General features: G+C 67.2%; 12 protein-coding genes. 3 read left to right on the forward strand and 9 right to left on the reverse strand.

The features are described from left to right. The 4 genes from OIU93_RS20190 to OIU93_RS20205 form a co-directional block, all read right to left on the reverse strand. Positions 1-149: helix-turn-helix domain-containing protein (locus OIU93_RS20190; protein WP_372342979.1), on the reverse strand; the 149-nt coding region annotated here is incomplete at its 3' end. A gap of 3 nt (positions 150-152) precedes the next feature. Next, positions 153-746 (reverse strand): recombinase family protein, encoded by a 594-nt coding sequence (locus OIU93_RS20195; protein WP_176704955.1) that lies wholly within the window; start codon positions 744-746, stop codon positions 153-155. Between the two features lie 366 nt (positions 747-1,112). Then, the gene (locus tag OIU93_RS20200) at positions 1,113-1,511 is read right to left on the reverse strand and encodes a BlaI/MecI/CopY family transcriptional regulator (RefSeq protein ID WP_007273052.1); all 399 of its coding nucleotides are present in this window, start codon (positions 1,509-1,511) and stop codon (positions 1,113-1,115) included. After that, entirely contained in the window at positions 1,508-2,059 is a 552-nt protein-coding gene (locus OIU93_RS20205) for a hypothetical protein (protein WP_007273053.1), read from the reverse strand. The genes OIU93_RS20200 and OIU93_RS20205 overlap by 4 nt, the downstream gene beginning before the upstream one ends. Positions 2,060-2,193: 134 nt before the next feature. Between OIU93_RS20205 and OIU93_RS20210 the strand changes: the two genes are divergently transcribed. Genes OIU93_RS20210 through OIU93_RS20220 form a run of 3 tightly spaced genes read left to right on the forward strand, consistent with a single transcriptional unit; the run spans position 2,194 to position 4,252 of the window. Then, positions 2,194-2,997 (forward strand): thioredoxin domain-containing protein, encoded by an 804-nt coding sequence (locus OIU93_RS20210; RefSeq protein ID WP_007273054.1) that lies wholly within the window; start codon positions 2,194-2,196, stop codon positions 2,995-2,997. Beyond that, positions 2,997-3,905, forward strand: coding sequence for a cytochrome c biogenesis CcdA family protein (locus OIU93_RS20215; protein ID WP_007273055.1), 909 nt, complete (start codon positions 2,997-2,999; stop codon positions 3,903-3,905). The genes OIU93_RS20210 and OIU93_RS20215 overlap by 1 nt, the downstream gene beginning before the upstream one ends. Further along, a complete protein-coding gene (locus tag OIU93_RS20220; RefSeq protein ID WP_007273056.1) occupies positions 3,902-4,252 on the forward strand; it encodes a DsrE family protein in 351 nt (116 codons plus the stop codon). The genes OIU93_RS20215 and OIU93_RS20220 overlap by 4 nt, the downstream gene beginning before the upstream one ends. Positions 4,253-4,320: 68 nt before the next feature. Here the strand turns inward: OIU93_RS20220 and OIU93_RS20225 are convergent, their stop codons facing one another. From OIU93_RS20225 to OIU93_RS20245, 5 genes are all read right to left on the reverse strand, one after another. Beyond that, positions 4,321-4,740 (reverse strand): DUF302 domain-containing protein, encoded by a 420-nt coding sequence (locus tag OIU93_RS20225; RefSeq protein ID WP_007273057.1) that lies wholly within the window; start codon positions 4,738-4,740, stop codon positions 4,321-4,323. Between the two features lie 86 nt (positions 4,741-4,826). Continuing rightward, complete coding sequence (locus OIU93_RS20230; RefSeq protein WP_264271844.1) at positions 4,827-6,155, reverse strand: MFS transporter; 1,329 nt, start codon at positions 6,153-6,155, stop codon at positions 4,827-4,829. 54 nt (positions 6,156-6,209) lie between these two features. Further along, positions 6,210-7,106, reverse strand: a complete 897-nt coding sequence (locus OIU93_RS20235) for a sulfite exporter TauE/SafE family protein (RefSeq protein ID WP_149619545.1) — start codon at positions 7,104-7,106, stop codon at positions 6,210-6,212. Positions 7,107-7,171: 65 nt separating this feature from the next. Further along, positions 7,172-7,468 (reverse strand): rhodanese-like domain-containing protein, encoded by a 297-nt coding sequence (locus tag OIU93_RS20240; RefSeq protein ID WP_047117791.1) that lies wholly within the window; start codon positions 7,466-7,468, stop codon positions 7,172-7,174. 118 nt (positions 7,469-7,586) lie between these two features. Beyond that, positions 7,587-8,078, reverse strand: a 492-nt coding sequence (locus OIU93_RS20245; protein WP_264271845.1) for a rhodanese-like domain-containing protein, incomplete at its 5' end; no start/stop codon positions are given.

Raw genomic sequence — 8,078 nt, forward strand, 5'->3', positions numbered from 1 at the left:
GATGTTGGGTCGGCGCGATACTTCGCGGACCAGCGCGCCAGTGTCCGCAGCGGCACCCCCGACTCGGCGGCGATGCGAGTCCAAGGGGCGCCGCCATCATGTTGGCCCAGCAAGGCGAGTTTCTCCGAAACGCTTCGCGGGGCCATCATCGATCACATGCTCTTGATCGAGCCGGCGTCTTGTCCGAGGTGGCGGTAGAGCGTCGCCCGGCTCCACCCGACCAGGCGTGCCGCGTCCTCGGCGGTGCGTCCCCTCAACCGGGCATCCTTCGCGATCGCGAGCTTGTCGGCGATCACCGCAGGGTCCGAGAGCGGCCGGCCGAAACGAGTGCCGCCTTTCCGTGCGGCGGCGATCCCGGCATTGACGCGCTCCACGATCAGCTCGCGCTCATACTCGGCCAGGGAGGCCAGCAGGTTCAGCATCATGCGCCCGGTCGAGGTGGCCGGGTCGATCCCGTCGGAAATGGAGCGGACATTCACGCCGCGTTCACGCAACAGGTTCACGGTGTTCAGCACATCGACCAGGGACCGGCCGAGCCGGTCGACCCGCCAGACCACCACGGTGTCCCCGGCCTCGGCATACTCCAAGAGCTTCTTCATTCCCGGTCGCTCGATCGCGGACCTGCTTCCGGAGGTGACGTCGGCAAACACGTCCCGCTTTTGCACCCCGTCCTTGAGAAGCGCGTCGAGCTGCAACTGCGCATCCTGGCTCGAAGTGCTCACCCGCGTGTATCCCAAATGTCTCACCTGGCCATTTTGGCTCAAAAACCCCTGGATGCCAACCGCGTAAGACGTTTTACGGTAAGACGACTTTCTGGGGCAAATCGCCTCCCGGGACTTCAAGGAGGCCGATCGTCAAAATAGGCGCGGTTCTGGTGTCTCGAAAAGCTTTAGCTTTTCAAGACATTCAAACGCGTCTATTTCGTTCAGGAACCCTCACACGGCTTCCGCGAGGCGGATTGTCTCGGAACTGTGGGCGAGCTCAGCATGGCCATGCGCCGGGTTATCCCCGAGGGGTCCCTTCTGAGCGGAAGTGGACCTGGACCTGGACCTGGACGAGCCCCACACTGTCCGGCCTCTAATGACCAACGAAATCCGTGAGGATCCGATCAACTAGAGCAGGGACTTGAGGAAGGCGGCGTCCTGGGGGTCGAGCATGCCGGCGAAGCGGGTGAGGCAGCGCCGGCGGTCGTTGGTCTCTCCCAGCGTGCGCACCATGTGCGCGGCGGAGAACTGGCACCCGGTGAGCGTGGCACGGTAGGACCATACGCCGCCGATGAGTTCGCGTTCCGCCAGCGCCTTGTCCACCAGGTGGCCCAAGACGGTGGCGACGGTCGTGTATGCGGGTTTCTGGCCTCCCGGCGCCGTGAGCTCCTGCACCATGCCCCGCGTGGTGTGTGCCTGGCGGGTCTTCCAAAGCACGTCCAAAACACGCCGTTCCAGTGCCCCTACTGGGGGCGCCTCCCGGGGCTTGAAGGGTAGTTCGCCGGTGTCTTCAATGGAGGTCGTCATGAATCCATCCTTTCCCGCTCAGCGGCCTGGCGACCGGGTATCGCGCATTGCTGCTGCCCAGACAGTCGGAACACCAGTGCAAGAACAGTCAGCACCATGGCCAGTGCCGCCAGCCAAGGCTGCAACGGCGCGAAATAGGTCATGGCTCCGGAATATCCCAGCGCCAACAGGGCGATCTTGTTGCAGACCGGGCAGCCGATCGCGAACCAGGCCAGTAGACCGCCGGCCATCCCCCAGCGGGAGGTGCGGTCGGTTGGTTCCGCGGTCCCTGGGGTTGCCGGGGCCGCTGGCCGGATGTAGCTGGCGGCCAGCAGGCCGGTCAGGACGGAGGTGGCCAACCAGACGGGGTAGTTCCACGGCACCGGCGGGATGTCCCGGCTGAAGACGTCGTTGGGGATTAGCACCGTGGCGAAACCCAGCAGCAGCGCCATGGCCAGTGCCGAGGCCACTGCCACCGCCCATTGCCGGGAACCCCACCAGCGCAACGCCGCGCCGGCCAGCGGCAGGCGGCGGCGGAAATCGATCAGCAAGCGTTGCGTGCGGCTCATTGTTCCTCCGTGTGCTTGATGTGTGATCCGTCCCGAGAGCGTCCCCGCTTGCCCTTCGGACCGCTTGTCTACTATAAAGAATAGTAGACCTACTATGCAGCATAGTAGCCAATCGAGCCGAAGGCAGCGAAACCGTGCAGCAAATCCCCGAGAACCGCAAGCCCGCACCGGAGCGGGGGGACAAGCCTGGAACACGGCGCAAGGTTCCGTGGCTGTGGGTCGCACCCATTCCCGTGGCCCTGGCCATCGGCCTGCTCATCGGCGCGCAGCTGCCCGTCGGTGACCGGGCGCCGGGCCCGGAAGCGTCGTCCGCCGCAGTCCAAAATCCCGGCTCACAGACCCCCGGGCAGGACACCGACCCACCGGCACCCGCATTTCCCGATGTGGCGCGACTGGAGGCACAGGATCCCACTGCGCTGGGTGATGTGGATGCCCCGGTGGTCATGGTCGCCTTCACCGACTTCCAGTGCCCATACTGCGCGAAGTGGACGGAGGGCACCCTGCCCGAACTGATCACCAAGTACGTCGACCAGGGGAAGTTGCGCATTGAATGGCGTGACCTTGACCTGTTCGGCGACGCCTCCCTGACCGCCGCTCACGCCGCACAGGCCGCGGCCATGCAGGGAAGCTACGTGCCCTTCCATACGCGCATGGCCGAAGGCGGCACCATCGCCCCCGGATCCGCCTACAGCGCGAAGAGCCTCAGGGCCACCGCCGAGGACCTGGGCCTGGACGGGGAGCAGTTCCTGGCCGACATGGACAGCAAACAGGCCAAGGATGCGGTGAAGCGCAACCTAGACGAGGCCCAGGAGCTGGCCGTCATGAGCACCCCGGTATTCCTGATCAACCAGATGCCGTTCGTCGGCGCGCAGCCCCTGGAGAACTTCGTGGCCGCCATTGACGCCGAATTGCAGCAGGCCGAAGCAGGCCAGCAGTAGTGGAAGCCGGACTGGTCTTCGCCTTTGCCGGCGGTGTGCTCGGACTCTTCAGCCCGTGCAACGCCATGCTGCTGCCCGCGTTCTTCGCCCATGCCGCGACCTCCGGGCACCGGCTGCGGGTACTGGGGATCGCGTTCCTAGCCGGCATGCTGGCCACGCTGGTCCCATTGGGCCTGGGCATCGGATGGCTCGGCGGCGTCCTGGTCATCGACCGCCGCCTCCTGCTGGTCGCTGCCGCCTGGGTCATCGTCGCCCTGGGACTCATCCAGATCTTGGGCGGCGGCTTCGACCTGTCCCGCCTGCTACCCTTGCGTACCCGGCGCCGACGCGCCGCGGCAGGCTCGCCGTGGGGGGCGGTGTTGCTTGGGACGGTGGCCGGCGTTGCGGGGTTCTGCACCGGACCGGTGCTGGGGGCAATCCTGACCCTCATCCTGGCCAACGGCAGCGCACTGGGCGGGGGCATGCTGCTGGCCAGCTACGCGCTGGGTATGGTGCTGCCGGTGCTCGGCGTGGCCGCGGCCATGCGCCGCGCCGGCACCTTCCGAACCGGATGGCTGCGCGGACGCACCGTGACTGTGGGCCGGTTCCGCTTCCACACCAACGCGCTGCTGGCAGGAACCGTAACAATCACCGTCGGGATCCTCATGCTCACCACCGGGGGGCTACTCACCATGCCCGACCTGCTCTCCGCTGGCCTGATGGACCGGATCTCCGACGCGGCGTCCCGGATCGATGCCGTGCTCCCGGACTGGGCATGGCCTTCCATGCTGGGAGCGCTGCTATTGGCCTGGTGGATCGGGCTTGTACGCCGAACCCTGCGCACCAAGGACGCGGCCGTGGCCCCTGAATCACTCGAGGAGGCAATCCTTGGGGATAATACCGGGGTTCCCGCGAAGGCCCGACCATGACCTGGCGGTTGCTGCTGCACCTAGCCGGACCGGGCACCGAACCATTCCCGGATGTGGCCACGGCCCTGCAGGTGGCCCGCAATGCGCACGAACGGATGTCCGACACCATCGTGGAAGTCATCGTGCAGGGCCCGTCGGTGTCCCAGTTGGCCGCGGACGGGAAGCACGCCCCCGACATTGCGGCCCTACACGGCATCCCCGGCATTTGCATTACCGCATGCGCGAACAGTCTGCATGCAGCCGGATTGGCCCCGGATGCGCTGGTCGAGGGTGTCGCGGTCGTCCCCGCGGCCATCGCGCATCTGGCCCAACGCCAGCACGACGGCGCTGCATATGTCCGCCTCTGACCCGAGCTTGGCGCACTGCTCCCGTGCAAAAAGACCGTGCCAGTGACCTTCACCAACCAGGGGAGAACCTAGGAGCCTGCTTTTTCGGAGATTTCCTTCAGCGCCGCCTGAAGGCGGCCATCGGCATCGTTGGCGACCTCGCGTGTCGCGTCACCCGGGCTGAGTTGGACCATGGTTTGCGGGTCGATGGCCTCAATGGTGGTTTCCTTGGCATCGGGGGCGCGACGCACCACGACGTTGCACGGGAGCAGCGCGCCCAACTGTGGTTCGGCGGCGATGCCGCGCTGGGCCAATTGCGGGTTGCAGGCCCCGAGGATGATGTAGTTCCCCACGGCGTCCCCGGCTTCCTGGCCCAGCTTCCGGGCGAAGGTCTCCTTCACGTCAATCTCCGTCAGCACGCCGAATCCCTGTTCCGCCAAGGCGCCGCGGGTCCGGTCGACGGCGTCTTGCCATGACAGCGCGACGGTGATGGCGTGGGTGTACGTCATGGTGTTTCCCCTTGGGTTGTCGTGCGGAGGCCGGCCAGGGCGGCTGCGGGTCCCGCCACGGCGGGACTCTCGGTTCCGTGCCCATGCTACGTGTTGGGCCGATCGCGCGGAAGCATTGCCAAGGTATCGCCGGCATGGAAGGGCGGTGAAAGCCGTTGGTGCGTTTCATACATGCGGACCGCGACAACCAGGGACGCGGCTGCGCTGAGGGCGGCGGCCATCCAAATGGCCGCGTGCAGCCCCATGAGGTCGGCGACGATCCCGCCGGCGATGGCACCGACGGCATATCCGAGGTCGCGCCAGACCCGGTAGACCCCCACCGCGCGTCCCCTCCAAGCGGGATGGGCGACGTCGCCCACGGCGGCCAGCAGCGTGGGGTAGACCATGGCGGTTCCCGCTCCGAGCAATACGGTTCCCGAGGCCCAGGCACCAAAGCCGTCCCCGAGCGCGATGATCGCCAGGGCTCCGGCCTGGACCAACATGCCGGTGGTGATGAGGTGTTTGCGTCCGATCCGGTCCGAGAGAGCACCGGTCGCCATTTGGCCGATGCCCCAGACCCCGGGATACAGGGCGAAAAGCAGGCCGATCTGGCCCATGCTGAGATCCGCGGTGGCGAACAGGAGGGGGAACAGGCCCCAGGAGAGTCCGAAGTTCAGGTTGTTCACCAGGCCGGCCAAGCTCGCCGAGGACAAGGCCGGTTCCCGGAAGCTGGTCAGGGAAAAGATTTGGCCGTTGGCTAGGTTGGCGTCCAGGCCATGCCGGGCGGAGGCGCCCCGGGCGGCCATGTTTCCGGCATCCAGGAGGGCATGTGGGTGGGTCTCCCGGACGAAAAGGCCCGACAGCAGCAGTGCCAAGGCGGTGTAGGCGATTCCCAAGAGGAAGGGCGCCGGACGCAGCCCGTACTGTTCGGCGAGGTATCCGGCCAGCAGGGACGTGGCGGCCACGGCACCGTAGCCAGCGGCCTCGTTCAGTCCCATGGCCAGGCCGCGCTGGGCCGGGCCTACCAGATCGATCTTCATGATGACGGTGGTCGACCAGGTCAGGCCCTGGTTGATGCCCAGCAGAACGTTCGCGGCGACGACCCAGCTCCAGTCCGGGGCGAAAATGAGCATGAGCGGCACCGGGATGGCGAAGAGCCACCCGGCCAGCAGCACGGGCTTGCGTCCGTAGCGGTCCGAGAGGGTCCCGGCGAACCAGTTGGAGGTCGCCTTGGCGATCCCGAAGGCCGCCACGTAGGCGAAGAGGAACGTGTATCCGCTCAGGCCGAACTCCGCGTGGGCCAGCAGCGGAAGGACGGTTTGCTGTTGCCCGACCATCCCGCCGACGAGTGCGTTGACCGCGACGAGCAGGGTGAACTGCGCCGCGTTGGCGCGCAAACCCAAGATGGGGAGCGCCCTGGTGGTGGACTGCTTCATGCTCGGTCTCCTGGTGTGCTGGGGCTGAAAGGCCGGACGGCGATGAGCCGGCGGTTAGTGGGCTTCGGTTGCCGTGGTGGTGGCGGGTGAACCCAGGGACTTGCGTCGCAGGGGGCATGCGGGGATGGCAAACCAGCACAGGGCCGCGGCCGCGGCGATTGCGGTGGCCGCGAGGCCCAGGATGAGGTTGGCGGGGGAGGGTAGTTCCTGGACGAGGACGAAGACGCCCATGGCCAGGACGAAGAAGCCAAAGCCCTTGCGCAGGGCCGCTTCGGGGATGCGTCCGGCCAGGCGTGCGCCGAGGAAGGAGCCGAGGATCGCGGCGGCTGTGACTCCGCCGACAAGTGTCCAGTCCAGGGTGACGGTGGTGAGGTAGCCGCCGAGTCCGGCGAAGGACTTCATGGCGATAACCACCAGCGAGGTGCCGACGGCGACGGGCATCGACAGGCCGCCAAGCAGGGCGAGTGCCGGAACGACGAGGAAGCCGCCGCCGGCACCGACGAGCCCGGTGACCAAGCCGACGACCAGGCCCTCGATGATGACCTTGGGCACCGGCAGATCCCCCTGGTGGGGTGCGCCTGCGGGGTTCTTACGGCCGCGGATCATGGCCAGGGAGGTGGCGACCATCATGAGGGCGAAGGCGATCATGAGGATCGTTCCGGGGATGTGTCCGCCCAAGAGGCCGCCGCCGAAGGCCCCTGCCATGCCGGCGGCGCCGAAGACGAGTCCGGTGCGCCATTGCACGCGCTTCTTGCGGGCATGAGTCACGGCGCTGACCGCGGAGGTCGCGCCGACGACGAAGAGCGAGGCGGCGATGGCTTCCTTGGGGTTCATGCCGGCGACGTAGGTGAGGATCGGGACGGTGAGGATGGACCCGCCCCCGCCGAGCAGGCCGAGGGAGATCCCGATCAGCACCGAGAGCAGGAGGGTGAGTGCGAGGGTGAGGGTCATGGAGGTGGCCTTGTCTGGGAAGGAAGGGCAGGGGACGCGGGTGGGGTTGGCGCCGGGGTATGGCTTTAGGTGACGGGCAGGCCGGCACGTTGCCAGGCGGTCATGCCGCCGGCCATGGTGTCGGCGGTGAATCCGGCGCCGGTGAGGGCGTCGGCGACGCGGGCGCTGCGGTTGCCGCTGCGGCAGATGACGATGACGGGGCGGGTCCGGTCGATCTCCCCCAGGCGGGTGTTGAGCTCTCCCATGGGGATGTGGATGGCGCCGGGGATCATTCCCTCGGCGACTTCGAAGTCTTCGCGGACGTCAAGGACCTGGTCCGTGGCACGTCGCTGGTCGGTGTCGGTGATGGTGATTTCGGGCATGGTCTGCTCCTTCGGGGGCGTGTTCAAGCGGTATGTGGGTGCTTTCCGGGCCCGGATCAACGCGACCCGGGCCCGGAAACCGGGAGGAATCCGGTTGGCGGCGGGCCAACCGGGGGAGCTAGGACTTCTTGGGCGGAAGCTGGGCGAGGACCGATGCACGGGTCGGTTCGTTGCCGGTCTTGTTCCACGGCATCTTGGCCAGGGCCTTGCCCATGGCGCAGGTGTTGGTGGCCGCGGAGAAGGTCAGGCCCGCGCCGATGGCACCGGCGACGGTGCGCAGCTGCGGGGAGAGGAACTTCCCACCCACCAGCCCGGCCACCACGAGGGAACCGGCGGCCATGCGCACCTGGCGTTCCAGGTCCCAGCGCTTGGAACCCTCGACGGTCCCGCCACCGGCCTGCTTGTAAGCGGGGACGCCGCCGGACAGGACATGGGCGTTGCCGAATCCGACTGCCGCGAGGTGTGTCTTGGCTTCGGTGGCGCGCACGCCGGATTGGCAGACCAGCACCACCTTGGTGTCGAGTTTCGAGGCGAGTTCCTCGGTGTGTTCTGCCAGCAACGGGAGGGGGACGTTGTAGGAGCCCTTGATATGCAGGGATTCGAATTCGGC

This window comes from Paeniglutamicibacter sp. ZC-3, assembly GCF_025847175.2.
Classification (GTDB): Bacteria; Actinomycetota; Actinomycetes; order Actinomycetales; family Micrococcaceae; genus Paeniglutamicibacter; species Paeniglutamicibacter sulfureus.

Bases quoted from the DNA above. Each gene is read 5' to 3' on its own strand.
- OIU93_RS20240 (WP_047117791.1), bottom strand. From the start codon at position 7,468: ATGCCCGAAATCACCATCACCGACACCGACCAGCGACGTGCCACGGAC.
- OIU93_RS20205 (WP_007273053.1), bottom strand. From the start codon at position 2,059: ATGAGCCGCACGCAACGCTTGCTGATCGATTTCCGCCGCCGCCTGCCG.
- OIU93_RS20200 (WP_007273052.1), bottom strand. From the start codon at position 1,511: ATGACGACCTCCATTGAAGACACCGGCGAACTACCCTTCAAGCCCCGG.
- OIU93_RS20235 (WP_149619545.1), bottom strand. From the start codon at position 7,106: ATGACCCTCACCCTCGCACTCACCCTCCTGCTCTCGGTGCTGATCGGG.
- OIU93_RS20230 (WP_264271844.1), bottom strand. From the start codon at position 6,155: ATGAAGCAGTCCACCACCAGGGCGCTCCCCATCTTGGGTTTGCGCGCC.
- OIU93_RS20220 (WP_007273056.1), top strand. From the start codon at position 3,902: ATGACCTGGCGGTTGCTGCTGCACCTAGCCGGACCGGGCACCGAACCA.
- OIU93_RS20225 (WP_007273057.1), bottom strand. From the start codon at position 4,740: ATGACGTACACCCACGCCATCACCGTCGCGCTGTCATGGCAAGACGCC.